This window comes from Massilia sp. S19_KUP03_FR1, assembly GCF_036688685.1.
Lineage (GTDB): Bacteria > Pseudomonadota > Gammaproteobacteria > Burkholderiales > Burkholderiaceae_D > JALYUM01.
In genome coordinates this window covers 106,918-131,404 of the sequence record NZ_JAQQPS010000016.1, presented here as the reverse complement: position 1 = coordinate 131,404, position 24,487 = coordinate 106,918, and the positions used below count along the sequence as shown (strand labels likewise).

Annotated in this window: 21 protein-coding genes; 16 read left to right on the top strand and 5 right to left on the bottom strand. The window is 63.1% G+C overall.

Annotation, left to right across the window (positions count from 1 at the left end):
• The first annotated feature begins 2 nt into the window (after positions 1–2).
• From hisD to tatC, 13 genes are all read left to right on the top strand, one after another.
• Complete coding sequence (gene hisD, locus V6M87_RS18395) at positions 3–1,343, top strand: histidinol dehydrogenase (protein WP_332878102.1); 1,341 nt, start codon at positions 3–5, stop codon at positions 1,341–1,343.
• Positions 1,340–2,176: a DNA-methyltransferase gene (locus tag V6M87_RS18390; protein ID WP_332878101.1), complete on the top strand. Its 837-nt coding sequence runs from the start codon at positions 1,340–1,342 to the stop codon at positions 2,174–2,176. Before hisD ends, V6M87_RS18390 begins: the two co-directional genes overlap by 4 nt.
• Positions 2,173–3,258, top strand: a complete 1,086-nt coding sequence (gene hisC, locus V6M87_RS18385) for a histidinol-phosphate transaminase (protein WP_332878100.1) — start codon at positions 2,173–2,175, stop codon at positions 3,256–3,258. The genes V6M87_RS18390 and hisC overlap by 4 nt, the downstream gene beginning before the upstream one ends.
• A 15-nt stretch (positions 3,259–3,273) precedes the next feature.
• The gene (gene hisB / locus V6M87_RS18380) at positions 3,274–3,864 is read left to right on the top strand and encodes an imidazoleglycerol-phosphate dehydratase HisB (RefSeq protein WP_332878099.1); all 591 of its coding nucleotides are present in this window, start codon (positions 3,274–3,276) and stop codon (positions 3,862–3,864) included.
• A 7-nt stretch (positions 3,865–3,871) separates the two neighbouring features.
• Complete coding sequence (gene hisH, locus V6M87_RS18375) at positions 3,872–4,513, top strand: imidazole glycerol phosphate synthase subunit HisH (RefSeq protein WP_332878098.1); 642 nt, start codon at positions 3,872–3,874, stop codon at positions 4,511–4,513.
• Positions 4,514–4,545: 32 nt separating this feature from the next.
• A complete protein-coding gene (gene hisA / locus V6M87_RS18370; protein WP_332878097.1) occupies positions 4,546–5,319 on the top strand; it encodes a 1-(5-phosphoribosyl)-5-[(5-phosphoribosylamino)methylideneamino]imidazole-4-carboxamide isomerase in 774 nt (257 codons plus the stop codon).
• Between the two features lie 4 nt (positions 5,320–5,323).
• Complete coding sequence (gene hisF / locus V6M87_RS18365) at positions 5,324–6,085, top strand: imidazole glycerol phosphate synthase subunit HisF (protein ID WP_332878096.1); 762 nt, start codon at positions 5,324–5,326, stop codon at positions 6,083–6,085.
• A gap of 19 nt (positions 6,086–6,104) precedes the next feature.
• Positions 6,105–6,509 (top strand): phosphoribosyl-AMP cyclohydrolase, encoded by a 405-nt coding sequence (hisI, locus tag V6M87_RS18360; protein ID WP_332878095.1) that lies wholly within the window; start codon positions 6,105–6,107, stop codon positions 6,507–6,509.
• On the top strand, positions 6,506–6,856 hold the full coding sequence (locus V6M87_RS18355; protein WP_332878094.1) for a phosphoribosyl-ATP diphosphatase: 351 nt from the start codon (positions 6,506–6,508) through the stop codon (positions 6,854–6,856). Before hisI ends, V6M87_RS18355 begins: the two co-directional genes overlap by 4 nt.
• Before the next feature lie 10 nt (positions 6,857–6,866).
• A complete protein-coding gene (locus V6M87_RS18350; RefSeq protein ID WP_332878093.1) occupies positions 6,867–7,241 on the top strand; it encodes a histidine triad nucleotide-binding protein in 375 nt (124 codons plus the stop codon).
• A 92-nt stretch (positions 7,242–7,333) separates the two neighbouring features.
• Positions 7,334–7,585: a Sec-independent protein translocase subunit TatA gene (tatA, locus tag V6M87_RS18345; RefSeq protein ID WP_332878092.1), complete on the top strand. Its 252-nt coding sequence runs from the start codon at positions 7,334–7,336 to the stop codon at positions 7,583–7,585.
• A 15-nt stretch (positions 7,586–7,600) separates the two neighbouring features.
• Complete coding sequence (gene tatB / locus V6M87_RS18340) at positions 7,601–8,092, top strand: Sec-independent protein translocase protein TatB (protein ID WP_332878091.1); 492 nt, start codon at positions 7,601–7,603, stop codon at positions 8,090–8,092.
• Entirely contained in the window at positions 8,092–8,862 is a 771-nt protein-coding gene (gene tatC, locus V6M87_RS18335) for a twin-arginine translocase subunit TatC (protein ID WP_332878090.1), read from the top strand. The genes tatB and tatC overlap by 1 nt, the downstream gene beginning before the upstream one ends.
• 59 nt (positions 8,863–8,921) lie before the next feature.
• Here tatC and V6M87_RS18330 read toward each other — a convergent pair whose 3' ends face one another.
• The 5 genes from V6M87_RS18330 to V6M87_RS18310 all read right to left on the bottom strand — a co-directional run bounded on the left by V6M87_RS18330 (position 8,922) and on the right by V6M87_RS18310 (position 19,088).
• On the bottom strand, positions 8,922–10,418 hold the full coding sequence (locus tag V6M87_RS18330) for an extracellular catalytic domain type 1 short-chain-length polyhydroxyalkanoate depolymerase (protein ID WP_332878089.1): 1,497 nt from the start codon (positions 10,416–10,418) through the stop codon (positions 8,922–8,924).
• 174 nt (positions 10,419–10,592) lie between these two features.
• Positions 10,593–12,446 (bottom strand): DUF885 domain-containing protein, encoded by a 1,854-nt coding sequence (locus V6M87_RS18325; protein WP_332878088.1) that lies wholly within the window; start codon positions 12,444–12,446, stop codon positions 10,593–10,595.
• Positions 12,447–12,474: 28 nt separating this feature from the next.
• On the bottom strand, positions 12,475–12,960 hold the full coding sequence (locus V6M87_RS18320; RefSeq protein ID WP_332878087.1) for a hypothetical protein: 486 nt from the start codon (positions 12,958–12,960) through the stop codon (positions 12,475–12,477).
• A gap of 69 nt (positions 12,961–13,029) precedes the next feature.
• Positions 13,030–17,163, bottom strand: coding sequence for a DEAD/DEAH box helicase (locus tag V6M87_RS18315; protein ID WP_332878086.1), 4,134 nt, complete (start codon positions 17,161–17,163; stop codon positions 13,030–13,032).
• Entirely contained in the window at positions 17,160–19,088 is a 1,929-nt protein-coding gene (locus tag V6M87_RS18310) for a prolyl oligopeptidase family serine peptidase (RefSeq protein ID WP_332878085.1), read from the bottom strand. Before V6M87_RS18310 ends, V6M87_RS18315 begins: the two co-directional genes overlap by 4 nt.
• Before the next feature lie 88 nt (positions 19,089–19,176).
• Here V6M87_RS18310 and hemE point away from each other — a divergent pair, with 88 nt between their 5' ends.
• From hemE to V6M87_RS18295, 3 genes are all read left to right on the top strand, one after another.
• The gene (gene hemE / locus V6M87_RS18305; RefSeq protein WP_332878084.1) at positions 19,177–20,259 is read left to right on the top strand and encodes a uroporphyrinogen decarboxylase; all 1,083 of its coding nucleotides are present in this window, start codon (positions 19,177–19,179) and stop codon (positions 20,257–20,259) included.
• A gap of 610 nt (positions 20,260–20,869) precedes the next feature.
• A complete protein-coding gene (locus V6M87_RS18300; RefSeq protein ID WP_332878083.1) occupies positions 20,870–22,891 on the top strand; it encodes a primosomal protein N' in 2,022 nt (673 codons plus the stop codon).
• A gap of 50 nt (positions 22,892–22,941) precedes the next feature.
• The gene (locus V6M87_RS18295) at positions 22,942–24,384 is read left to right on the top strand and encodes a dihydrolipoyl dehydrogenase (RefSeq protein WP_332878082.1); all 1,443 of its coding nucleotides are present in this window, start codon (positions 22,942–22,944) and stop codon (positions 24,382–24,384) included.
• Positions 24,385–24,487: the final 103 nt, after the last annotated feature.

Below are 24,487 nucleotides of genomic sequence, written 5' to 3'. Positions count from 1 at the left end.
CTATGATCCAGATCCGCCACCTCGATTCCACCGCCGCCGATTTTAACGAGCGCCTGCATACCCTGCTGGCGTTCGAAAGCGCCACGGACGACGCCATCGAGCATGCGGTGACCACCATCCTGGCCGACGTAAAAAGTCGCGGCGACGCTGCCGTGATCGAATACACCAACCGTTTCGACCGCGTCAGCGTGACGGCGATGGCGCAACTGGAGATCGGCCAGGCCGAATTGCAGGCAGCGCTTGATGGCTTGCCGGAAGCGCAGCGCGCGGCCCTGCACACCGCCGCCGACCGCATCCGCGTGTTTCATACGCGCCAGAAGCAGGAACTGAACGGTTTTAGTTACACCGAAGCTGACGGCACGGTGCTGGGCCAGCGCGTCAATGCACTGGACCGCGTCGGCATCTACGTCCCGGGCGGTAAAGCGGCGTATCCGTCGTCCGTGCTGATGAACGCGATTCCCGCCCACGTGGCCGGCGTCAAGGAAATCATCATGGTGGTGCCGACCCCGGACGGCGTCAAAAACCAGATGGTGCTGGCCGCCGCTGCCATTGCCGGCGTCACGCGCGTGATCACCATCGGCGGCGCGCAGGCTGTCGGTGCGCTCGCTTATGGCACCGAGACCATTCAGGCGGTCGACAAGATCGTCGGCCCGGGCAATGCGTATGTGGCTGCCGCCAAGCGCCGCGTGTTCGGCACCGTCGGCATCGACATGATCGCCGGTCCGTCCGAAATCCTGGTGCTGTGCGACGGCAGCACCGACCCGGACTGGGTCGCGATGGACCTGTTCTCGCAGGCCGAGCACGACGAGCTGGCGCAAGCCATTTTGCTGTGCCCGGACGCCGACTACATCGCCAGGGTGGAAGCGAGCATCCACAAGCTGCTGCCGACGATGCCGCGCTCTGAAACCATCACCACCTCGATGAGCGACCGCGGCGCCTTGATCAAGGTGCGCAGCATGGAAGAGGCGTGCGAGATCGCCAGCGACATCGCAGCCGAGCACCTGGAAATCTCGGCAGTCGAGCCGCGCCAGTGGGCCGATCAAATCCGCCATGCCGGCGCCATGTTCCTGGGCCGCTTCTCGTCCGAGTCGCTGGGCGATTACTGCTGCGGCCCGAACCACGTGCTGCCGACCTCGCGCACGGCGCGTTTCTCGTCGCCGCTGGGCGTGTACGATTTCCAGAAGCGCTCGTCGATGATCGAAGTGTCTGCTGCCGGTGCGCAAACGCTCGGTAAAGTCGCGGCCGAACTGGCCTACGGCGAGGGCTTGCAGGCGCACGCGCGCAGCGCCGAGCTGCGCCTCGATTCAGTGCCGCTTCAACGCTCACCCTTGCGAACGCCATGAAATCCTGGGTCAACCAGGTCTTTTGCGAAGATGCGCTCACCGGTTTGGCGCGCATCCCGGATGGCGCCATCGACCTGATTTTGACCGACCCGCCCTACAACCTCGGTAAAGACTACGGTAATGGCTCCGACCAGCAAAGCGTCGAAGCCTACCTCGCCTGGACCGAGCAGTGGATCGATGCGGCCATTCCGAAGCTCAAGGCCAACGGCAGCCTGTATATTTTTCTCACGTGGCGGTTTGCGCCCGAGATTTTCGTGATGTTAAAGAAGCGCCTGACGATGATGAACGAGATCATCTGGGACCGGCGCGTGCCGTCGATGGGCGGCAGCGTGCGCAGCTTCTCGTCGGTGCACGACACCATCGGCTTTTTCGCCAGGCGCAAGGATTATTATTTCGACCTCGACGCGGTACGCATTCCTTACGACGCCGCCACCAAGAAGGCCCGCTCGCGCTCGATTTTTGTCGGCGCCAAGTGGCTGGAAATCGGCTACAACCCGAAGGATGTCTGGAGCGTCTCGCGGCTGCACAAGGAGCATCCCGAGCGCGCCGAGCATCCCACCCAGAAGCCGCTGGAAATCATCGAACGCATGGTGAAGGCATCGTGCCCGCCGGGCGGCGTGGTGCTCGACCTGTTCATGGGCAGCGGCACCACTGCGCTGGCGGCGCAACGCTGCGGGCGCAATTTCACTGGCTTCGAGCTGAACCCCGATTACTGCGCCATCATCAACGAACGGCTCATCGGGCCAGAACCGGCGCCGACCATCGCCACCGTCAAAAAACGCAAGGCCGCAGCCCGGGCTGCTCACCAATCTGCCGAGGAAAAAGAAGCATGACAATCGATACCCTGATCGCCAACACCATCCGCGCCGACGTGCGCGCCATTGGCGGCTACCATGTGGCCGACGCCAGCGGGTTCATCAAGCTCGATTCGATGGAAAACCCGTACGAGCTGCCGGAGCCGCTGCGCGGGGAACTGGCCGAGCGCCTGGCCAATGCAGTGCTGAACCGCTACCCGGTGCCGACCTACGCCACGCTCAAGGAAAAGCTGTGCGCTACGCAAGGCATCCCGGCCGGCTACGACCTCAGCCTGGGCAACGGCTCGGATGAATTGATTTCGATCGTCGCCGTGGCCACCGCGCGCCAGGGCGAGCGCGCCGTCGTGCTGGCACCGGTTCCGGCCTTCGTCATGTACGCGCGTTCGGCGCAGTTCGCCGGCATGGATTTTATTGGCGTGCCGCTCAAGGCGGACTTCACGCTGGACCTGCCAGCCATGCTCGCCGCCATCAAGGAACACCAGCCGAAGCTGGTTTTCATTGCCTACCCGAACAACCCGACCGGCAACCTGTACGACGCCGACGACATCAATGCCATCATCGAGGCGCTGGGCGACACGGGTATCGCCGTGGTCGACGAGGCCTACGAACCGTTTGCGCGCACCAGCTTCATGGAACGCCTGCCGCAGCACCGGAATCTGGTGGTCATGCGCACGCTGTCGAAACTGGGCCTGGCCGGCATCCGCCTCGGGTACATGTCAGCGCACCCGCAGCTGCTGGCGCAGTTCGAGAAGGTGCGCCCGCCCTACAACGTGAACATTCTGACCCAGGTCGCGGCCGAATTCGCGCTCGACCATATCGACGTGCTCAACGAACAGGCAGCTGCCATCAACGCCGAGCGGACCAATATGGTCGCCGCGTTGGGCCAGTTGAAGGGGGTGGAAGTGTTCCCGTCCGCGGCCAATTTCCTGCTGCTGCGCGTGCTTGACGCAGATAAAGTGGTGGCCGCGATGGTGGCCGAGAAGGTCTTGATCAAAAATTTGAGTAAAATGCATCCATTACTGGCCAATTGCATTCGTGTCACCGTCAGTACCCCGCAAGAAAATGCCGTTTTCCTGAACATCCTCACAGCGTCCGTCTAGCCCGAGCACCTTTCCATGAACCGCACCGCAGAGATTATCCGTAACACCAACGAGACGCAGATTCGCGTCGCCATCAACCTGGACGGCACCGGCAAGCAGAAGCTGAACACCGGCGTGCCCTTCCTCGACCACATGCTCGACCAGATCGCCCGCCATGGCCTGTTCGACCTGGAAGTGGAAGCCGTCGGCGACCTGCACATCGATGCGCACCACACGGTGGAAGACACGGGCATCACGCTGGGCATGGCCGTGGCCAAAGCCATTGGCGACCGCAAGGGTATCCGCCGCTATGGCCACGCCTATGTGCCGCTGGACGAAGCGCTGTCGCGCGTGGTCATCGATTATTCGGGCCGCCCGGGCCTGGAAATGCACATTCCGTGGACGCGCGCCATGATCGGCCAGTTCGATGTAGATTTGGCCGGCGAATTCTTCCGCGGTTTCGTGAATCACGCCCTGGTCACGCTGCACATCGATAATCTGCGCGGCGTGAATGCACACCACCAGTGCGAGACCGTGTTTAAAGCGTTCGGCCGCGCGCTGCGCATGGCATCCGAGCTCGACGAGCGCGCTGCCGGCACGATTCCTTCGACCAAAGGCTCGCTGTAGGATTGCCATGACCAATAAAATCGTCGTTGTCGATTACGGCATGGGCAATCTGCGCTCGGTAGCGCAAGCATTGCGTGCCGCAGCCCCCGAGGCCGATGTCAAGATTTCGGGCGAAGTCGTCGATATCGAGCACGCCGACCGCATTGTGCTGCCAGGGCAGGGCGCCATGCGCGACTGCATGGCCAGCCTGCGCGCCTCCGGCGTCGAAGAGGCGCTGCTGCGCGCCGCCAAAACGCGTCCCGTCATGGGCGTATGCGTGGGCGAGCAGATGCTGTTCGATGTCTCGGAAGAGGGCAATACCCCCGGTCTCGGCTTGTTGCCGGGCAAGGTAGTACGCTTTCAACTGGACGGCAAACTGCAGCCGGACGGTTCGCGCTTCAAGGTGCCGCAGATGGGCTGGAATCGCGTGCACCAAACGCGCGCGCACCCGTTGTGGGAAGGCGTCGACGAAGACGCGTATTTTTATTTTGTGCACAGTTACTACGCCCAGCTGGATGACCCCGCCGATAACATCGGCGAAACCGATTTTGGTGGCATGTTCTGCTGCGCGGTGGCGCGCGATAATATCGTCGCCACCCAGTTCCACCCGGAGAAAAGTGCGGATGCCGGACTACGCATGTACCACAATTTCGTCCACTGGAATCCCTGAGCTTTTTTTTACCTAACTAAACGATACCCACCATGCTGCTGATCCCCGCCATCGACCTGAAAGACGGTCACTGCGTTCGCCTGAAACAGGGCGATATGGAACTCGCCACCGTGTTCTCCGAAGACCCCGCCGATATGGCGCTGCACTGGCTGAAAAAAGGCGCGCGCCGCCTGCACCTGGTCGATCTGAATGGTGCCTTTGCCGGCAAGCCAAAGAACGAAGCGGCCGTGAAATCCATCCTGAAAGTGGTGCAGGACTATGCCGAAGAAATGGGCATCGATGAAATCCCCGTGCAGCTCGGCGGCGGCATCCGCGACCTCGACACCATCGAGCGCTACCTCGACGACGGCATCAGCTACATCATCGTCGGTACCGCAGCGGTGAAAAACCCCGGCTTCCTGCACGATGCGTGTGGCGCCTTCCCGGGCCACATCATCGTCGGCCTGGATGCGAAAGACGGCAAAGTCGCCACCGACGGCTGGAGCAAGATGTCCGGTCACGAAGTGATCGACCTGGCCAAGAAGTTCGAGGCCTACGGCGTCGAATCGATCGTCTACACCGACATCGGCCGTGACGGCATGATGGGCGGCGTGAACATCGAGGCGACGGTAAAACTGGCGCAAGCGGTGCGCATCCCGATCATCGCGTCGGGTGGCGTGCACGTGCTCAAAGATATCGAAGACCTGTGCGCGGTGCAGGACGAGGGCATCGAAGGCGTCATCTGCGGCCGCTCGATCTACGAAGGCTCGCTCGACCTGACCACCGCGCAGGAACGCGCGGACCAACTCACTGAAGGCGGCGCTTGATCCCATGCTAGCCAAACGCATCATCCCCTGCCTGGACGTGACCGGTGGCCGCGTCGTCAAGGGCGTCAATTTTACGGAATTGCGCGACGCCGGCGACCCGGTTGAAATCGCGCGCCGCTACGATGGCCAGGGTGCCGACGAGATCACCTTCCTCGACATCACCGCGTCCTCCGACAACCGCGACCTGATCCTGCATATTATTGAAGCGGTGGCATCGACCGTGTTCATTCCGCTCACCGTCGGTGGCGGCGTGCGCAAGGTCGAAGACGTGCGCCGCTTGCTCAATGCCGGCGCCGACAAGGTCAGCATGAATACCTCGGCTGTGGTCAACCCGCAGCTGGTGTACGACGCTTCGCAAAAACACGGCGCCCAATGCATCGTCGTCGCGATCGACGCCAAGCAGGTCGCCCCCGGCAAGTGGGAAGTGTTTACCCATGGCGGCCGGAATGCCACCGGTCTCGATGCGGTCGAGTGGGCAATCAAGATGGAGCAGCTCGGCGCGGGCGAACTGCTGTTGACCAGCATGGACCGCGACGGTACCAAATCCGGTTTTGATCTCGGCCTGACGCGCGCCGTGTCGGATGCGGTGGGCATTTCCGTCATCGCGTCGGGTGGCGTGGGTAGCCTGGAAGACCTGGCCAATGGCATTCTGGAAGGGCACGCGGACGCGGTCCTGGCCGCCAGCATTTTCCATTACGGCCAGCATACGGTCGGTGAAGCGAAGCGCTTCATGGCCGAGCGTGGCATCCCGATGCGGCTGGTTTGAAACGAAGGTAAAACAAGAGATGGCAAACGAATGGCTTAAAAAAGTGCGCTGGGACGAAAATGGGCTGGTGCCCGTGATCGCCCAGGAAGCGTCGAGTGGCGATGTGGTCATGTTCGCCTGGATGAACCGCGACGCGCTGGCGCGCACGGTGGAAACCGGCGAGGCCGTGTACTGGTCGCGCTCGCGCAAAAAACTGTGGCACAAGGGCGAAGAGTCCGGCCACATCCAGAAGGTGCTGGAAATGCGCGTCGACTGCGACGAAGACGTGGTGCTGCTCAAAATCGAGCAGGTCGGCGGCATTGCGTGCCACACCGGCCGCCACTCCTGCTTCTATCAAAAATTCGACGGCGCCGAATGGCAGGCCGTCGATCCGGTGCTGCAGGATCCGGAAACGATTTATACGAATGCGAAGAAACCGGCATGAGCGAAGCATCTGATCAAATACTGAACCGCGTCTTTGAAGTCATCGAATCGCGCAAGCTTGAAAATGGCGGCGACCCTGCCAAGTCCTACGTAGCGCGCCTGTTTTCGAAAGGCGATGACGCGATTTTGAAAAAGATCGGCGAAGAAGCCACCGAGACCGTCATGGCCGCCAAGGATGCGCGCGTCGACGGCGATAGTTCGAAGGTGCTGTATGAATGCGCCGACCTGTGGTTCCACTCGCTGGTATTGCTGGCCCAGTTCAAGCTGACACCGCAGCAGGTGCTCGATGAACTGGCCCGGCGCGAAGGCTTGTCGGGGCTGGATGAAAAAGCCGCACGACCCAATTAAGGAGCATCGCATGCCAGATTGCATCTTCTGCAAGATTGTCGCCAAACAAATTCCAGCCAGCATCGTGTATGAAGACGACGATGTGCTGGCGTTCAAGGATATCCATCCGGCCGCGCCGGTCCATTTGCTGCTGATTCCCAAGGTGCATATCGCGACGCTGTCGCAGGCGACCGCGTCGCAAGTTGATGTATTGGGCAAATTGCTGGCGCTGGCGCCAAAACTGGCCGCCGAGCATGGTTGCGCGGTCACGATCGACGAAGCGGGCGTGCCGCACGGCGGCTTCAAAACGCTGATCAACAGCGGACCGGACGGCGGGCAGGAGGTGTATCACCTGCATTTGCATGTCTATGGCGGCCCCAAACCATGGCGTGGGTTGGCCAGCTAGTACATTGCAAATGCCACGATACTGCCGCATCGCTTATACTGGCGGTGGGTCGTTCCACGAATTCGGGCGTATTGCCCTGCAAGGAGAAGATTATGGGTTCAATGAGCGCTGTGCACTGGGTGATTCTCCTGGTGGTAGTAATCCTCATTTTCGGTACCAAGAAATTGAGCAATATGGGTTCGGACATCGGTAAAGCCGTCAAAGGCTTTAAAGATGGCATCAAGGACAATGAGGCAACGCCACCTCCGGTGACGCCATCGACGTCGGTGCCGCCGGCGCCACCATCGCAAGTGGCCGACAAAGCCACCATCGACGTGGAAACGCGCGAAAAATCCCGTCACTAAGGATCACGCCACGCCATGATCGACCTGGGTTTAACGAAACTCGCCATCATTGGCGTGGTGGCACTGATTGTCATCGGTCCTGAAAAATTGCCGCGCGTTGCACGCATGGCAGGCACCCTGTATGGCCGCGCCCAGCGCTACCTGCACGAGGTGAAATCCGAAGTCAGCCGCGAAATCGAGCTCGACGAGCTGCGCAGCCTGCACCAGGAAGTCAAAAACAGCGCCCAGTCCATCCGCGACGACGTGCAGAGCACGATTTCCGGCAGCATGGAAGAAGTGGAACACGCCTTGCGCCACGACGTCCCGGTGGCCGGCACGCCTTCTCCCGCCACCATCAGCGACCTGGAACGCAAAGCCAAAGATTTCCGCCGCAACAAGCTGGTGCGCACCTCGGCCATTCCGGCCTGGTACAAGCAGCGCCACGGCGGCAAGACGCACGTCATTTCCGGCGCCGCGCGCGTGCGCCGTTTCCGCCCTGGCGTCAAATCCAATACCTCTTTCTTTTAATGACTGTCCAAGCTCCGGCCGAAGAAACCTTCATTTCCCACCTGGTTGAACTGCGCGACCGTCTGGTCCGCGCCGCCATCGGCGTGGCCATCATTTGTGCCGGCCTGTTTGCCTGGCCCGGTCCTGCCACCATCTACAATTTCCTCGCAGCACCGATGCTGGCCTCGCTGCCGCCGGGCGCGATGATGATTGCCACGGGCGTCTCGGCGCCGTTCATGGTGCCGATGAAGGTGACGCTGATGCTCGCGCTCATCATTTCGCTGCCTTGGGTGTTTTACCAATTGTGGGCGTTCATCGCGCCCGGCCTGTACGCCCATGAAAAACGGCTGGTGCTGCCGCTAGTGCTGTCGTCCTCCCTGCTGTTCATGGCCGGGGTGGCGTTCTGCTACTTCTTCGTGTTCCGCAACGTGTTCCACTTCATTGCATCGTTTGCGCCCGCGTCGATCACCGTCATGCCGGATATCGAGAACTATCTCGATTTCGTGATGGCGATGTGCCTGGCCTTCGGGGCAACGTTCGAGGTGCCGGTGGTGGTGGTCATTCTCGTGCGCATGGGACTGGTCAGCGTCGAAAAGCTGCGCTCGATCCGTTCGTACACCATCGTCGGCTCGTTCGTCATTGCCGCGATCATCACGCCCCCGGACGGTTTCAGTATGCTGGCCCTGGCCATTCCGATGTGCCTGCTGTACGAGCTGGGCTTGTTGCTGGCGCCGGCGTTCGTTCGTGCGACGCAGGCGCCGCCGGAAGATGATTTGACGGTGACGAAGTAGTTGTTTAGTCGTAAACACGTCATCCCCGCCTGCGCGGGGATGACGGGCCAACGAAATTGTCAGCGCGACGGGCACGCTCCGATTACAAAATACCGGGCTGCCGTCTGCGCCAGCGTGGTCGTATAAAACGTATTGTTCAAGCCCATATTCTGATTCGACCCGTTCGCCAGCGCGTACCCGCCGCCATTGTGCGCGCGGCCCGCCTGCACGTGGGCGTAGTTGCTTGATGTCGTCGCCGTACACGTCGCCGGCGGCGGCGCCGATGTCCCGACGGTAAACGCAGGAATGGCACACGCCGCCGAGGTCAGGCCCGTCCCGCTGTCGGCAGCAGTCACCATTCCCGCATACGTGCCGTTCGTCAGCGAATAATACTGTTTGCTGAAAGTCGCGCCGCTGCCGGCCGCCGCATCGTTGACGGCTGTCGGCCCGCTCAAGACCACCTTGTAGCTGGAAATCGCCCCCGCACTGTCCGTCGCCGCGCCGTTCACGGTGACGGTGGAACCAGCCACCGTTGCGCTGCACGAAGCCATCACCGGCGCCCCCGTCTGGTTCACGCGCAGGTTGTTGGTCGACCAGAAATTCATCAGGAACGACGGGTAATTGACGTGCGTGGCATCGACATAATTCGTGCTCTGCCCGCCGTTGCCGGCAGGCCACGCGTGCCCCATCCCGGCTACCGTGATCTCCGAGGTGCGCAGCTTGCCGTTGACGTCGGTGTAGGGAATATTGCTGCCGCCACCCGGCACGGTCGCGCTCGCGCCCTGGTAAAAATTACCGCCGTAGGCGATGCGCATGGCCGCTGCATCCATTGGACCATACGCCTGCGCCACCGTGTAGTCGCTGCTACCCCAGATGACGCTGGCAATTTGGGTGGCGAAGCTGGCCGTATTGGCGCCAGCCAGAGCCCGGCAGTTGTTGCCTGCCGTGGTCGCCGTGTAGCCGCCCGGTACGTAGCTGATTTGTGCCGTCGTCGTGCCCGGAGGCGGGCCGGCGTTGATGCCGGCGCCAACAAAGATGTCCGGGGCCATGCAGGCCAGCACCATCGTCTCGCCACCGCCCGACGACAGGCCGGCCACGTACACCTGTTTCGGATCGATGGCGTACTGGGTATTCGTGACGAAGCGATTGATGAGCTCGAGCAGCACGCCATCGTGGCCGGACGTGCGGTTGTGGCTGGTGCGCGCGTAGTCCCAGCAGTGGTTGCTGTACACATTTCCTGTCGCATTCGGCGCCAGGATCACTGCGCCGTACTGGTCGGCGGCTGCCTTCCAGTTAAAGCCGTTGTCGGTGTTGTTGATGACGTCGCCAGCCGCGGTCTGCTGGCAACCGTGCAAGACCAACACCAGGGCGCGCTTGCCGGCCAGCGTGGGCGCGGTGGCCGGCCAGTAATAATAGCCGGTCAAGGAACCGCCGTTGACGGTGTCCGTGGCCCAGGTCTGGTTGCTGCTCCAGGTGCCGGGGCCGGAATGGACCTGTGCCTGCGTGCCCAGCCAGGGGGCGAGAAGTAGCAGGGCGCACGCGGTCCGCGCCACGCGTGATGTAGGGCGGTTGGTCATGGTCGTCTCCGTCTATTGGAAGCGCAGATTCGTGGTCTGCAATTCATTCTAGTGCGCCAAAATCAAAGCGCAGGGGTGCGTTGCGGCAGGCGCGCTGTGCGGATCTGCACATGATCATTTGGAGAAGAGGAGGGCAGAAGCCGGCTGCGAGCGCAGCCAGCCGAGAGTGCGTACTTACTGCTGCATCATCAATTCGCGGATCACCCGCACTGGTGCATTGCCGTAGCTGAGGAACTTGTCATTGAACGCTTTCAGATCGAATTTGTCGCCCAGTGCGCGTTTGCGCTCTTCACGCAGCTCCATGATCTCGCTGTAGCCGCTGAAATAACTGGTCAGCTGCACCGACGACAGTTGCACGCGTCGCCATTTTTCGGCCGCTTCCTGCGGCGTCTGGAACGCCTGGCGCACCAGCAGGTCGAGCGCCTGCTGCTGGGTCATGCCAAGTACGTGGACGCTGTAATCGAGGATGGTGTTCGATACGCTGCGCAAATTCCACTTCGAATACATCAGCCACATCTCGGGCGTGTTGTCGCCGTAGCCGGACTCGAGCATCATGCGCTCGCCGTACACAGCCCAGCCTTCGACCATGGCGCCGTTCCCGAACAGGGATTTGACCAGCGACGGCGAGCGGTTCGCATACACCAGTTGCGCGTAGTGGCCCGGGATCGCCTCGTGGATATTCAGGATCTGCAAAATCCACTCGTTGTACTCGCGCAGGCTGCTTTCGGCCTGGGCCGCCGAGAGGCCGTCCATTGGCGTGACGTTGTAATAGGTCTTGTCGCGCGGGCGGTACGGGCCCGGGGCGTCGATGGACGCGCCGGCCACGCCGCGCTGGTACATCGGCGTTTCGCGCACCACCAGCGGTTTGCTGGCGTCGAGCGACAGCAGGTTGTGCTTGATGACCCAGTCCTGCAGCACCGGAATCTGGCGCCGGATCTCGGACACGAAATTCTCGCGCGCGACGTGGCGGCTCGAGAGCTTGTCGATGACCGCGCCGATTTTCGCGGTGCGGTCGGCCGGCTTGGCGACATTGCCCATGGTGCCGGCCCACAGTGTGTCGGCGTAACCGTCCATGCGCGTGAGGAGTTCTTCGCGTGCGCGCAAAGCCTTCTGGTAGGTCTGCTCGGCGTTGCTGGACGATTGAATTTCGAGCGCGAACTTGGCGTCGTACAGGTCCTTGCCGATGCGGAAGGAGCGGGCACTGTTGTTCGCCTGCTGTTTGCGGTCGATGTCATACAGGAAGTCGGTGTAGCCGATCAGCGCGGTGCCGGCGTTGGCGATGCGGGCCGCAAAAATCGCTTTTTCCTGCACCGTCAAAATCGATTCCTGCGCGGCCTTGCCGATATCGGCCAGGATCGCCATCGTGCCTGGTGCCTGTGCAATGGCTAGCTGCGTGTGCTCGTGGGTTGGATGGACGATCGATGCCTGCGCGGCCTGGTAGAACGCGGGCACGTTGGCCAGGCGCTTGAGCAGGGTGCGCAGGCGCTGTGGTTTCGAGGCGTATTCCGTGGTCAAAATCAGGTCGAGCGGCTGGGCGATATTGTGCAGCGCCGGGTTCCACTCCCAGGCCTTGAAGGTGGTCAGGAACCAGCGGTCGGTTTCCAGCTTGTTGATCAACAGGGCCTGGTCGGTGCGCTGCTTGCTGGATAACTGGCTGGCATCGAGCTTGCGGAATTTGGCCAGCCAGTCGTTGGCAAAGGCTAGCTGTTTGGCGCGCGTGGCCGGATCGGGCAAGGTCAGGTTGGCGGCGGCTTCATACTTGCCGACGCCAATCCCGTTCTCCGGATCGATGCGCCACAGGGCGGTGAGGAACTGCATGGCCAGCGTGTCGAGGGCGCGGTCCTGGCGCCGGTCGGCAGGCGCGGCGACGATGGCCGGCAGCGCTGCCGCGGCGGCCTTCTCGGGCTTGGCCTTGGCCTTGGATTTGGTGGTGCTGTGCGTGGCTTTGCCATGCTTTTTGGCGGCACTTGCCGGCGCCAGCGCCAGCGTGGCCAGCATCACTGCCAGCGCAATTTTCGTTTTCATCATGGTCGGGACCTTGTCTTGATAAAGGTGGTCAATCGTCCAGTCCTGCGCGGACGATCGCCTGGTGGCGCGCATTGATCAAGCCGACGGCGTGTTTGCCGCCGCCGATATTGGACAATACGATTTCATTCGATTTGGTGAAGCGGTGACCGATCCGCACCATGTAGGAACGCGTCAGCCAGCTCCAGAAGCCCTGTGCATACGTCGCTTCGTCAACGTCGCGCCATTTCACTCCGGTGACGCCCTTTTTCCAGGGCAGCACGCCGGCGTGGACCCAGACGCCGGCATCGTCAATGTACAGCAGCACGCTGCGCAGCAAGGCGATGCGGTAAAACAGGATGGCGCCGGACGCCACCAGCACGCAGAGCGCGGCCGTCTCGTTCCACAGGAAGGCGGCCGGCAGCAAACCGCCCAACAGGATCACGGCCAGCAGCGCGACGCCGCCATACGCGAGCCAGGATTTGCGCCCGATGACCTGCGCGTGCGCCGCTGCGTGTCCTGCGTTGTTTTCATCCATCGCTGTCACTACTCCCCTACAACTGAACGTTCAAAGAGGCATGATCGCACAGCAGTGGAGCGCACGCCATCACTTCGCCAATCCCTCCTGCAGCATGGCCAGCATGTCGGCCGGCGACAGGCGCGCCGCGCTGTCGGTCCCTTCCAGCAGGCTGTCGGCCAGGTCGCGCTTGTGGCGGTGCAGGTCGACGATGCCTTCTTCGATGGTGTGGCGGGTGACGAGGCGGTAGATCGTCACGGGCCGCAGCTGGCCCATGCGGTGCGCGCGGTCCGAGGCCTGGTCTTCCACGGCCGGGTTCCACCACGGATCCATGTGGATCACGTAGTCGGCCGCGGTCAGGTTGATGCCGACCCCGCCCGCTTTCAAACTGATGAGGAACAGGTCACCGTCGCCAGCCTGGAAAGCGTCCACTCGGCGCTTCCTCTCCTGCATCGGCGTCGAACCATCGAGGTACTGGTAGCGGATGCCCTCTTTATCGAGGTGCTGGCGAATCAAGGACAAGTGATCCACGAACTGGCTGAACACCAGCACTTTGTGTTTATTCTCCAGCAGGCCGTCGACCAGTTTCGCAAACAGCGCCAGCTTGCTGCTGGCCAGCCCCAGTTCGGGCGCGACCAGGTTCGGATTGCAGCACGCGCGACGCAGCTTCATCATCTCGGCCAGAATCTCGATGGCCTTCTGGTTCTGCGGCTGCTGCAAATTCGCCAGCTTGTCGATGGCCTGGCGCCGCAGCGATTCGTACAGCGCCGTTTCGTCGGCGGACAGGTCGACCGGGATGACGATCTCGGTGCGCGGCGGCAGTTCGGCCAGCACCTGCGATTTAATCCGGCGCAGCACGAACGGTTGAATCAGGCGGCGCAGGCGCGCGCGCGCGGCCGTTTCAGCGCGCTTGTCCTGGGCCCGTTCGATCGGCCCGGCAAAGCGCAGGCTGAACTGGTCGGCGCTGCCGAGTAAACCCGGGTTGATGAAGCGGAACAGGTTCCACAATTCGCCCAGGTGGTTTTCCAGCGGCGTGCCGGTGGCCACCATTTTGAAGTCGCCCTGCAGCGCCATCACGGCTTGCGAGCGGCGTGTGTTGGCGTTCTTGATCGCTTGCGCTTCATCGAGCACGATGCTGTGCCATTTGACCTTGGCAAACGACGGCGCTTCCAGCTGCAGCAAGCCGTAGCTGCAGATGACCAGGTCGAAGGCGCCGGCGTTCTCCAGCATGTCGGCGCGGTCGCCGGGGCCGAACAGTTTGATGCGCAAGGTTGGCGCAAAGCGCGCCGCTTCCGCGATCCAGTTCATGCAGACCGACGTAGGCGCCACCACCAGCGCCGGTCCTTGCGGGGCGCGCAGCAGCAGCAAAGCCAGCGCCTGCAGGGTTTTTCCGAGGCCCATGTCGTCGGCCAGGCAGGCGCCGACACCCCAGTGGGCCAGGCGTGCCAGCCAGCTGAAGCCCTCTAACTGATAATCGCGCAGTTCGGCTTGCAGTGTGGATGGCAGCTGCGGCACGTAATCGCTGGTCGATGCCAGGCGCGCCAGGTGATCCTTCCACGCTTTATCGGACTGCACACCGCCCGCATCCTGCGCCAGCTCTTCCAGCGCGAAGCTGGCCAGTGGATTGACTTTCACCCCGTCACCGGTGGGGTCACTGAACGAGGACAGCTCCATCAGGCGGCGGTGCAGTTCATGCGACAGCGCCATGAACTGGTTGTTCCCCAGCGCGACGAAGCGGCCTTCTCCGGCGCGCAGGCTCTCGAGCAGGGTGCGCAAGTCCATCACCTTGTTCTCGTCGACCTCCACTTCGCCGCTGGCCGCGAACCAGTCCTTGTCGCGCTTGATCGACAGTTTGACCGCTTTCGTCTCCACCTTTTTGATGACGCGGAACGACTCGCCTTCCGGCCACGCCACCACCACTTTGGTCGGGTCGAGTTCCTGCAGTTCGGCCAGCAGTTCCAGGCATGCGATCGGTTGGCCCAGCAGCCATTCGCCGTGTTCGGGTTCGGCGTGGTCGAGGCCGTGGCAGGCGCCAATCAGTTCACGTTCGGCCTCGCGCTCGCCATTCAGGTCACGCTTCGCTTCCGTGCGCACGCCGCTCACGTCGGCGATCACGCTCTCGCCGCCGTCGCCAGGCGGATAGTAGGCGCCGGCGCCGGGCAGCGGCCGCACCAAAATCTGCATTTTCAGGCCCTGCTGATACGGCAGCAGGTGCACGTGCATGCGCGGGTCTGCCGTCACCTGCTCGATATCGGCCGCGCTGCCGCCGATGTCCGACTGCACGGTGATCGACGCGGAGATGGCGCCGATGGCCTGCAGCACCTGGCGCTCGGCCTGCAGCGGCACGACCAGGCCTTCCCCGACGATGGCGGCGATGCGGCGGTGCTCGTCCTTGATTTTCACGACGCGCAAGCGCGTGGGTGTTTCGCGCGAGACGATGCTGTCCAGGCGTTCGTCGCTGGTGAGCGATGGACGCATGGTGATGGTGACCTTGCCGCCGGCCGCTTTCACCAGCAGCTCCGGCTCGCCCGGCAACAGCTCGATGCGGGTGCCGGGGGTGTCGAACCAGAACAGCAGCGGGTGGCCGATCAGCGCCGCGATGGCTTTACCGGTGTCGAACTCATAGCGCACCGCGCTGTTGCCATAATACTTGTAGCCGGCGATGGTGCTGGCCACCTGCAGGTCCTGGGAAGTCAGGAAATCCAGCTCGGCCGCTTCCTCGGACAGGCGTTTCAGGCCGACGGCGCGGCCGCGGCTCCAGCCGCCCTGGGCATCGCGCTTCTGTTCGCGCGGTTCGATGTGCTGCACGCCCATCTCGTCCTGGTAGCGCAACAGCCACACCAGGCGCGATTCCTTGACCGTTTCGACATTCACGGCCGGTTGCAGGTTGATCAGGGCATTCAACTGGCGCTGCCACGGTTCTTCGCGCGCGAACCAGATGCTCATGTCGGACAGGCGGCCGTTCTGGCGCAGCGTGATGGCGTCGCGCTCGTGGCTGACGTAGCCGAGTTGCCCGAGGACGGCGGCTAGCTGCGCGGCGATGAGCGTGAAACCGGCGGCGTTGGCCTGGTCCAGCGCTTCTTCCAGGCGCATGCGGTGTTCATCGAGCTGTTCGACACCCAGCCACCAGTACATCAGCGCGCGAAAGGTGACGGGTTGTAGTGCGACCTCCCAATTGCGTGACCGGAGCACGTCGGTGTCGACCGTGCCAGCGCGGATCTGGCGCAGCATCGACAGCTGCTGGTAGACGGCGGTGTCGTGGCTTTGCACGGCGCGCGTGGCGCTGTCGAGGTAAGCCTCGGCCAGCTTGTCATGTTTCGGATCACCGCTCCTGAGCAAGGCCGTTACATACAGATAGCCGCCGAAGCCCTCAAAAATGGCTTTTCTCTTGCCGGTTTCCTTGCGCAGCGTTTTCAGGGCCAGTTCAAAGCCAGCCAGCGCTTTCTCGCTGTCGTCACGCAGCAGCATGATCGTGGCTGCGTGGTACAGCGTCGTCGAGCTGTCCAGGTCGACCATGACGCGCGTGGCTTCATCGAGGCGGCCGCACAGGATCAGGTGTGCGGTGACAGCGGAGCGCAGATTGACCGAGCCGCCGGTTGTCGACGTCAGGTCGAGGGCATAGTCGCGCATGGCCGGCGCGGTGAGCGGGTCGCGCTGCGCCTGGTTCAACAGCACGGCCATGATGTCCGCGCGCAGGGCCGGGTTGATGTGTTCGATCATGTCGGGCACGAACGGCCGCCCGAAGATTTCGACCAGCGGGTGCAGATACGCCGACTCGTGGCAGGCCAGGCAGGCGGCCAGCAAATTGGCCACCGCTTTCGGGCCTTCGCCGTCGAACAGGGCCAGGCGCAGCAGGGCCAGGCCATGGCGGTAGCTGCGCAGGCTCACGCTGCCCTGCCAGGTGGTGCGCATCGGCATGGCGGCCAGGTACAGGTCACGCACATCGCCGAAGCTGTGGTTGCGCAGGACGGCGTCGAGCGCCGGCCAGGCCACGCCCGGTACGATGGTGAAGCCGCGCCCGACCGATTCGGTGATCAGGCCGCGGTCGCGCAGTTGGTCGATCTCGAACGACAGGGCTGACGCGGTCCCTTCGAACAGCGGCGTCAGATATTCTCCGATGCGCTTGCGGCCAACCGGTTCGCCGGCAATGGCCAGCAGGGCGAGAATCTGTTTTTGCAGGGTAGTGCTGGCGTTGAACAGCGTATCGACGACCGACTGAATCATGTTGTCCTGTTTTCGATATTGACCGCCGGCAGGCCCGCTGGGGGCGTGATGCCGAACACGGTCAGGTAAAAATACAGCTCCGCTTCCAGCGTGCGGACGATGCTGTCCGCCTTGCGGAAGCCATGGCCTTCGCCTTCGAGCGTCATGTACGCCACCGGCACGCCGGCTTTACGGAGCGCGTCGACCATCACTTCCGATTGCGGCGGCGGCACCACCTTGTCGTCCAGGCCCTGGAAGAAGATCATCGGGCTCTTGAGCTTGTCGGCGTGGTGAATTGGCGAGCGTTCCAGATACAGCGCCTGCGCCTGCGGTTGCGGCGCAATCAGGTAATCGGTGTAGCGCGCTTCGAATTTATGGGAGTCGGCATCGAGGCCTGCCAGGTCGGACACGCCGTAATAACTGGCGCCCGCCTTGAAGACGTCGTGGAAGGCGAGGGCGGACAGCACCGTGTAGCCGCCGGCGCTGCCACCGCGGATGACCAGGCGGTCGGGATTGACCAGCCCCTGCGCGACCAGGTATTCGGCGCCGGCCACGCAGTCGTCGACGTCGACCACCCCCCACTGGCCTTGCAAGGCATCGCGATAGGCGCGACCGAAACCGCTGCTGCCGCCGTAGTTCACGTCCAGCACGGCGATGCCGCGGCTGGTCCAGAACTGGGTGGCCAGCTTCAAGGTACTGGTGGCCATGCTGGTCGGGCCGCCGTGGCCGATGACCATCAGCGGTGGCAGCTCGCCTGCCAGCGGCGCAAAATCCGGGTTCGCCGGTGGATAATAAAACGCGTGCGCACTGCGGCCGTTGGCGCTCGGGTAGCTGACGGCCTGTGCGACCGACAGGTAGGCGGCGTCCGGCAGGGTTGCGATCGATTTGGCCAGCACGGTGCGCGTGCCGGTCGCGATGTCGAGGCGGACCAGTTCGACAGCGATGGTGGGCGCGCCACCGAGCAGCGTGACGCTATCGCCTTGTACACGCAGGTCGCGCATTTCCTGGTACGGCGTATCGATGGTTTGCAGCCCGTGCGTGCCGGCCGGCAGGACAGCCAGCTTGCTGATCGCGTTCTGTATATAAGTACAGACAATGTCGCCGTTGGCGCGAAAGCCGTACATGGCCCCGCCGAAGCTCCAGTGCGGCGCTGCGAATTCCGCCTCGAACGGACACAGGGCCGTCACCACGCCGTCGTCGAACGCATACAAATTCCACCAGCCGCTGCGGTCCGACACGAAGTGCAGCAGGCCCGATGGTGACCACTCGGGCTGGCAGATGGCTTCGTCGGCACTGCCGGCGATCAGGCGGCCGTTGATCAAGGTGCCGTCGACGTCGATCTCGGCCAGCCACAGTTCCGTGCCCTGCCACGGCATGCGCGGGTTGTCCCAGCACATCCAGGCCAGCTGGCGACCATCGGGCGAGACGCGCGGCGCGGCATAAAAATCGTTGTCGTCGACTAGCACCGTCTCGACGCCGTCGAAACCGACGGCGCAAATCGTGTTGACCGGATAGGTCTCGCCTTCGATGTGCTGTTCGCGCACGGCAATCAAACGCCGTTTGCTTTCGTCGAGCACGAAGTCGGCAAAGCGGTGCTGCTGGTTTTCCTGCGACATTGGCAGTGGCGCGGCATCGCCGGCGGCCGTGTAAATACGATTGTCTGCAAAATTCGAGAACCAGACCGCGCCGCCGGAGGCGAGATAGGCCCCGCCGCCGTATTCATGGACGCGGCTGCGGACATTGAACGGAGCCGGGGTGACTTCATGCAGATCATCGCCGCGCAAACGCAGCAGCGTGGTGCGCCCGTTCTCGCTGGCGCGTCCGGCCAGCCAGTACAGGTCGTCGCCATCGGGCACCGCTTGCGCGATGGGCGCAGCGCCCGCGGCGACTGTCGCTGCGTCGATCGGGGAAATCCAGCTGCCGGCGGCTGCAATCTGCTTGGTCATGGCTTGTCCGTTCGGTTGGGGGTGGGGCATTATAAGGGTGCAGCGGAGGATGCGATAATAGCGGCTTTTCGACGCCACACGAGCCGCCATGTCCCAATTCGCCCCGCTGCAGAACGATACATTCCTGCGCGCCCTGCTGCGCCAGCCGACCGATTACACCCCGGTCTGGCTGATGCGCCAGGCCGGCCGCTACCTGCCGGAATACCGCGCCACGCGCACCCGCGCCGGCTCGTTTCTGGGACTGGCGAAGAACCCCGACTACGCCACCGAAGTGACGCTCCAGCCGCTCGACCGCTATGCGCTGGACGCCTCGATCCTGTTCTCCGACATTTTGACCGTGCCCGATGCGATGGGCCTGGGCCTGTATTTCGTCGAAGGAGAAGGGCCGAAGTTCGAGCGTCCGCTGCGCACCGAAGCCGATGTGATGGCGCTGCAAGTGCCAGACATGGCGTCGCTCGACTACGTTTTCAAGGCAGTGACCCAGATCCGCACCGCCCTCAATGGCCGCGTGCCGCTGATCGGCTTTTCGGGCAGCCCGTGGACGCTGGCCTGTTATATGGTCGAGGGACAAGGATCGCGCGAATTCCACACCATCAAAAAGATGCTGTACGGCCGGCCCGACCTGATGCACCGCATTTTGACCATCAACGCGACCGCCGTGGCCCAGTACCTGAACGCCCAGATCGATGCCGGCGCGCAGGCTGTCATGATCTTCGATTCATGGGGCGGCGCACTGGCTGACGGCGCCTACCAGAGCTTCTCGCTCGATTACATGAAGCTGGTGCTGTCCCAGCTCAAGCGCGAAAAGGATGGCGTGCGCATTCCCGCCGTCGTGTTCACCAAGGGCGGCGGCCTGTGGCTCGATGAAATCGCCGACAGCGGCGCCGATGCGGTGGGGCTGGACTGGACTGTCAACCTGGGGCGCGCGCGCGCCCTGGTCGGCGACCGGGTGGCGTTGCAGGGGAATCTGGATCCGGCCATTCTGTTTGCCGATCCCGAGCAGATCCGTGCGGAAGTCGAGCGATCGTTGACGTCGTACGGCACGCCGGGCGACGGGCACGGACACGTGTTCAACCTGGGGCACGGGATTTCGCAGTTCACGCCGGTGGAGTCGGTGACGGCGATGGTGGAGGCGGTGCACAGCTTTAGCCGGGGCCAACGTTCCGCTTAAGCATCAGCTTTCTGCTTATAAATATGGGTACCGGCTTGCGCCGGTATGACGGTTTTGCCTGTGTTGGCAGTCCGCGCCATCCTGACTCTGCCATATCTCGCAACGCACCAAAACCACAGTTATGCACAAATTACCAGAAGGTAACTTTTCGGCCTGTGGAAATGTTCTGGATGAAGTTAAAATTGTAAGCTGTTGATTTAATTGAATAATTAAACAACCGGAAGTAACCCGCCCCAGCTATTTGTGTCATTGTTCTGTCACAATGTTCCTTTCTCCAGACTTTGTTCACAAAGTTATACACAGGCTGTGTGGATAAAAGCAGAAGTCCTTGATTTTCCGGGGTTTACTTCTAATCGTGACATCCGCAGCGCGCTGAGACACCTTTGACAACGGACATTGACTCGGCAAAATCTGCAGTTATGCACAAAGTTGTGCTTGGCAGGTTTTTGCGAGCTGTGGGTAAGCTTAATTTCCAAGTCATTGATTTACAAAGAAATTTATTTCTTGAAACTTGCTTTATCGGTGAAATGCTTGACCTAACGTAAACCTTAAAACAGGTCAAGCCCTTCCTTGTCCACAAAGTTGTCCACAGCTATTTCGCAAGGTTCTTTTGACGCACTGCATCCTACAGCTCGCCCTCGACACGCCGCTTAACAGCTGCTTCGACTACCGCTGGCCGTGTGCGCCGCAAGAGCGGCCGCAGGTCGGCCAGTTGGCGCTGGTGAACTTTGCCAACCGCGACATGATGGGCCTGATCGTCGCCGTCAAGGACGATACCGACGTCCCCCTCGACAAGCTCAAGGATGCGCTGGCCGTGCGCAGCCAGCTGGCGCCCCTGTCGCCGCGCTGGCTGGCGCTGGCGGCATTTGCGGCGGACTATTACCAGCGCCCGCTGGGGGAAGTCGCGCTGCCCGGCCTGCCCAAGAACCTGCGCGCCGCCGGCACCGTGGCGCTGGACCGCGCGCTGAAAAAGATGGCCAAGCTGGAGCAGACCCACGACGGCGCGCCGGTCGATATGCCGGCGCTGAACGCGGCGCAGCAAATCGCTGCCGACGCCATCGGCGGCGCACAGGGTTTCACGCCGCTGCTGCTGTACGGCGTGACCGGCAGCGGCAAGACCGAGGTGTATTTGCAGGCCTGCGCGCAGGTACTCGCGCGCGAGCAAGATGCGCAGATCCTGATCCTGGTCCCCGAAATCAACCTGACGCCGCAACTGGAAGGCAATATCCGCACGCGCTTTCCCGGCGTGATGCTGGCGACCCTGCACAGCAGCCTGTCCGAGGGCGAGCGTGGCCTGCACTGGATCGCCGCCCACCAGGGCCGCGCGCGCATCGTGCTGGGCACGCGCCTGGCCATCCTGGCGTCGCTGCCGAACCTGAAGCTGATCGTCATCGACGAAGAGCACGACCCGTCCTATAAACAGCAGGAAGGCCTGCGCTACTCGGCGCGCGACCTGGCCGTGTGGCGCGCGCGCCAATTGGCAATCCCGATCGTGCTGGGATCGGCCACGCCGTCGCTGGAGAGCTGGCACCACGCGCAGTCCGGCCGCTATCGCCTGCTCGAGCTGCGCGAACGCGCCGTCCGCGACGCTGTACTACCCACTGTGCGTCTGATCGACATGGAGCGCGATCGCGGCAAGGACGGCCTCAGCGCCGCGCTGGTGGCCGCGTTGAAGTTGCGCCTGGAACGGGGCGAGCAATCGCTGCTGTTTTTGAACCGGCGCGGTTACGCTCCGGTGATCAGCTGCGACGCCTGCGGCTGGATCAGCAACTGCACGCGCTGCACCTCGTTCATGGTGCTGCACAAGCCGGAACACCGGCTGCGCTGCCACCATTGCAGTTTGGAGCTGCGCATTCCGCGCCACTGCCCGACCTGCGGCAACGTCGACCTGCAGCCGCTCGGGCGCGGCACCCAGCGCGTGGAAGAGGGCTTGCAGCTGCTGTTCCCGCAGGCGCGCATCCTGCGCATCGACGCCGACTCCACGCGTTTAAAAGGCAGCGCGCAGGCGGCGTTCGATACGGTGCACCGCGGCGAGGTCGATATCCTGATTGGCACCCAGATGGTCGCCAAGGGCCATGACTTCAAAAAGCTGACGCTGGTCGGCATTCTGAATCCCGATACGGCGCTGTTCTCGCAGGACTACCGCGCCAGCGAGCGCCTGTTCGCGCAGCTGATGCAGGTGGCGGGTCGGGCTGGGCGGGCTGCGCGCAATGAGGGTGGTAACGCCAGCGAAGTGCTGGTGCAGTCGCGCTACGTGTCGCACCCGCTGTACGCGGCAGTGATGCATCACGATTACGACCGCTTTGCCGGCAGCCTGCTGGCCGAACGCAAGCAGGCCATGCTGCCGCCGTTCATGTACCAGGCGCTGCTGCGCGCGGAGGCGCCGCTGCTGGCCAACGCCATTGCGTTCCTGGAAGCGGCGCGCGACTGCATGGAACACGAAGGGATCACCATCAACGATCCTATCCCGATGACGATGACGCGCGTGTACAACGTCGATCGCGCCCAGCTGCTGCTCGAGTCGCCTTCGCGCCCGGCGTTGCAGGCCTTCCTCAAAGTGTGGCTGGCCGCCCTGCGCGACATGAAAAGCCGGGTCAAGTGGTCACTGGAAGTGGACCCGCTCGACATCTGAAATCAAAAGAGGGTATCGTCATGGCGTCGCTCTAACCCAGGGAACGCACCATGAAACAAATGAAAGTCGATGTGGCCATCATCGGCACCGGTACCGCCGGCCTGGCCGCCTACCGCGCCGCCCACGCCCAGGGGGCGCGCACGGTCGTCATCGAAGGTGGCGCGTACGGCACCACCTGCGCGCGGGTCGGCTGCATGCCCAGCAAACTGCTCATTTCAGCGGCGCACGCGGCGCATATGCTCGATGCCGCCAGCGGCTTCGGCGTGCATGCCGGCGCGGTGCATATCGACGGCGTTGCAGTGATGGACCGCGTGCGCCGCGAGCGCGACCGCTTCGTCGGCTTCGTGCTCGACAGCGTCGACGGCATCCCCGCAGACGACAAGCTGCGCGGCCACGCGCGTTTCACCGGACCGCACACGCTGCAGATCGACGACCATACCGAAGTGGAAGCGGCGCGCATCGTGATTGCCACCGGCTCGACACCGGCCGTGCTGCCGCAACTGGCAGGCCTGGAAGGCGCGATCACCAGCGACGATGTGTTCGAATGGACCGACCTGCCCGAATCGGTGGCCGTGATCGGCACCGGCGTGATTGGCCTGGAACTGGGCCAGGCCCTGGCGCGCCTGGGCGTGCGTGTGCGCTTCCACGCGCGCGGCGGCAGCATCGCCAACCTGAGCGACCCGGAGGTGCTGCACGTGGCCACGCGCGCGCTCGGAGAAGAGCTCGATTTGCGCTTCCAGGTGCAGGTCGTCAAGGCCGTGCGTGATGGCGATGCGCTTGCCTTGACGGTGCGCGATGCGAACGGCGACGAATCGACCGAGCGCTTCCAGTACGTGCTGCAGACCGCGGGCCGCACGCCGAATGTTGGCAAGCTCGGGATCGAACACACCGGCATTGCGCTCGACGACAAAGGCATCCCGCTGTTCGACATTACCACCATGCAGTGCGGCGCCAGCCACATTTTCATCGCCGGCGACGCCAACAACGAGCGTCCGGTCCTGCCCGAGGCGGCCGACCACGGCAAGATCGCGGGCGACAACGCCGGACGCTTCCCCGATGTGCGCCCGGGCTTGCGTCGCACCCCGCTGGCCATCACGTTCACCGAACCGCAGATCGCCGTGCTGGGCCAGAGCTACAAAGCGCTGTGCGAGCCGGGCAAGCCCAAGTTTGCGATCGGTAAAGTCTCGTTTGAAAACCAGGGGCGTAGCCGGGTCATGTTGCAACACAAGGGCTTGTTGCGGGTGTATGCGCAGTACGGTACCGGGCGCTTCCTGGGCGCCGAGATGGTCGGGCCGCGGGCCGAACATCTGGCGCACCTGCTGGCGTGGGCATGTCAGGCGCGCATGAGCGTCGAGCAGATGCTGGACATGCCGTTTTATCATCCCGTCATCGAAGAGGGCGTGCGGACGGCGTTACGCGACTTGCACGCCAGCCTGGCGAGGGATGGGCACGATACCGAGACGTATGCGTCGGATGCGGAGCCGGGGACGTAAGTAGCACCACCGCTGCCTGCACGTCATCCCCGCGCAGGCGGGGACCTATAGCACCTTTGCGCAGAGCTTGCGTCCGCGTTTGACGGCTTATGGGCCCCCGCCT

Excerpts from the sequence above, each read along its gene's own strand:
- V6M87_RS18325 (WP_332878088.1), bottom strand. The coding sequence starts at position 12,446 with ATGATGAAAACGAAAATTGCGCTGGCAGTGATGCTGGCCACGCTGGCG.
- hisD (WP_332878102.1), top strand. The coding sequence starts at position 3 with ATGATCCAGATCCGCCACCTCGATTCCACCGCCGCCGATTTTAACGAG.
- hemE (WP_332878084.1), top strand. The coding sequence starts at position 19,177 with ATGTCCCAATTCGCCCCGCTGCAGAACGATACATTCCTGCGCGCCCTG.
- V6M87_RS18310 (WP_332878085.1), bottom strand. The coding sequence starts at position 19,088 with ATGACCAAGCAGATTGCAGCCGCCGGCAGCTGGATTTCCCCGATCGAC.
- hisA (WP_332878097.1), top strand. The coding sequence starts at position 4,546 with ATGCTGCTGATCCCCGCCATCGACCTGAAAGACGGTCACTGCGTTCGC.
- V6M87_RS18390 (WP_332878101.1), top strand. The coding sequence starts at position 1,340 with ATGAAATCCTGGGTCAACCAGGTCTTTTGCGAAGATGCGCTCACCGGT.
- V6M87_RS18315 (WP_332878086.1), bottom strand. The coding sequence starts at position 17,163 with ATGATTCAGTCGGTCGTCGATACGCTGTTCAACGCCAGCACTACCCTG.
- V6M87_RS18330 (WP_332878089.1), bottom strand. The coding sequence starts at position 10,418 with ATGACCAACCGCCCTACATCACGCGTGGCGCGGACCGCGTGCGCCCTG.
- tatA (WP_332878092.1), top strand. The coding sequence starts at position 7,334 with ATGGGTTCAATGAGCGCTGTGCACTGGGTGATTCTCCTGGTGGTAGTA.
- tatC (WP_332878090.1), top strand. The coding sequence starts at position 8,092 with ATGACTGTCCAAGCTCCGGCCGAAGAAACCTTCATTTCCCACCTGGTT.
- V6M87_RS18350 (WP_332878093.1), top strand. The coding sequence starts at position 6,867 with ATGCCAGATTGCATCTTCTGCAAGATTGTCGCCAAACAAATTCCAGCC.
- tatB (WP_332878091.1), top strand. The coding sequence starts at position 7,601 with ATGATCGACCTGGGTTTAACGAAACTCGCCATCATTGGCGTGGTGGCA.
- V6M87_RS18355 (WP_332878094.1), top strand. The coding sequence starts at position 6,506 with ATGAGCGAAGCATCTGATCAAATACTGAACCGCGTCTTTGAAGTCATC.
- V6M87_RS18320 (WP_332878087.1), bottom strand. The coding sequence starts at position 12,960 with ATGGATGAAAACAACGCAGGACACGCAGCGGCGCACGCGCAGGTCATC.
- hisH (WP_332878098.1), top strand. The coding sequence starts at position 3,872 with ATGACCAATAAAATCGTCGTTGTCGATTACGGCATGGGCAATCTGCGC.
- hisI (WP_332878095.1), top strand. The coding sequence starts at position 6,105 with ATGGCAAACGAATGGCTTAAAAAAGTGCGCTGGGACGAAAATGGGCTG.
- hisC (WP_332878100.1), top strand. The coding sequence starts at position 2,173 with ATGACAATCGATACCCTGATCGCCAACACCATCCGCGCCGACGTGCGC.
- hisB (WP_332878099.1), top strand. The coding sequence starts at position 3,274 with ATGAACCGCACCGCAGAGATTATCCGTAACACCAACGAGACGCAGATT.
- hisF (WP_332878096.1), top strand. The coding sequence starts at position 5,324 with ATGCTAGCCAAACGCATCATCCCCTGCCTGGACGTGACCGGTGGCCGC.
- V6M87_RS18295 (WP_332878082.1), top strand. The coding sequence starts at position 22,942 with ATGAAACAAATGAAAGTCGATGTGGCCATCATCGGCACCGGTACCGCC.